The following is a 1,638-nucleotide window of genomic DNA, read 5'->3' on the forward strand; positions in this document are numbered from 1 at the left end:
CCTGTCTTTATTTGACCTCCCTGATGATGGGTGGGTATCGTTGAATGAGGTGAGTAAGGTAAATCAAATGAGTCATATGAGTCAAATGCCCCTGCCTGTGATTGGGCATAGACCTCACTCATCGAAACACACCCTTGAATACCACCGACCTTGTCACAGTCAAAGCTACTACTAAAGGTCGAACACCCCGCCAATAAAAAAAGACTAAAAAGACTAAAAAGACTAATCAGGGTCAATATCACCTGATATTCTTTAACAAAACGCATGATTAAAACCCCTTTACAACTAATTTTTATTTTTTACTTTTTTTACTTTTTTTTACTTTATTTGCTTGCTTAATTTTCTGCTTTTTATACTTTGCTGTTTTCCTGTTTTTCTATTTCCCTAATGTTGGCAATGTTGGCGTTTAAACAAGTCCATCAGCTAACGGGGCTTCAACCTGACGCGCTTGACCCGCTTGGGTTAACATATCCCCACTAAATGGATTGATCTGAGCATCATCTGTCAAGCCTGAGCCATACTCATCAGTACCCGTCATCGGTGCCTGTGCTAAATAAGGCGAATGTGGTACTTGCATGTTCTGCGTATTTTGCATATTCGCCTGCTTCATTCTTTCTTCACGCGCGGCATCCACTTTCTGCTCATAGGCTCTAATACGCGCTTCATCTAAAATCGGAAAACCCTTTAAAAAGACAATATTTACCTTAGCACCCGCACGTAAATCAATCGTTGGCTGAAACTGCTTGGCAAACTCAATGTAATATTTACTCATCTCACCAAAGGATTGTGATACACCCTTGCCAAGCGCATTGGGTAAAATCTTTGAGGCATCAATCGTTGACGTTGCCCCTAACGGTGAAATCGATTGTGTTTGTGAATACTGCGAAGCGGATTCGCCTAAGCCTGATAACAAGCCTGCAATCCCCGCATTCATAATCACTTTATCATTACGTAATTTAAACTCACCACGAATGCCATTTTTACCACTTAAATCAAACGCCGTACCCTCAACCCCAATATCTAAAATCGACCCATCTTTACGCACTAATGATAAATGCTCTAAACGCACCATCCCTCGTGAGGATGAAATCCGCCCATAAACACTCGCTGTAATAAAGGCACCCTTAAGATAAGACCGCTTACCATTGGGTAAGAAACAGTTGTTTTTTACCTCAAACATAATCGGTGAAGCATCTCCCTGCGCATCCACCCCTGCCTGAGCCTCCGCAGCACCTAATAAAATCGCCTCACAAAACGTGCCTGTTGGGACATAATTTTTATGCGTGCGAATATATTTGCTGATAGATTCTTTTTCAACAACCGTTTTACTAAAACTCACAGGTAACCGCACAACAGGTGTTGCTTCGGTCTGTTCATGAGAAAGAGACTCCCCACGACTAAAAATGTCACCATGGTTTAAATTGTCATGATAGTCAGGATAATTAAGATCACTTAAACTTTGACCATGCGGCAACTGTGATCGATCAGCGTCCTTGGGTTTTGTTTCATTCTCTCCATTAGCGCCCACCTTATAACTACCAGATAATCCACGCAGGGGTTTTTTGACACCCTCTATCCATTGCTGTGTTTCTTGGTTTTGCTGCATTTGTTGCTTTTGTGCCTCAAGTGCTTTTTTAA

General features: G+C 41.7%; 2 protein-coding genes. Both read right to left on the reverse strand.

Features of this window, described 5'->3' with window-relative positions; translation table 11 throughout:
- Positions 1–266 (reverse strand): hypothetical protein (locus DNJ75_RS14775; protein ID WP_206609132.1); only part of this gene is annotated, 266 nt, incomplete at its 3' end.
- A gap of 140 nt (positions 267–406) precedes the next feature.
- A partial coding sequence (locus DNJ75_RS14780) for a TraB/VirB10 family protein (RefSeq protein WP_193898191.1) occupies positions 407–1,638 on the reverse strand: 1,232 nt, incomplete at its 5' end.

Origin of the sequence: Cysteiniphilum litorale, assembly GCF_003428165.1 — a bacterium.
In the GTDB taxonomy this organism is placed as follows: Bacteria; Pseudomonadota; Gammaproteobacteria; order Francisellales; family Francisellaceae; genus Caedibacter; species Caedibacter litoralis.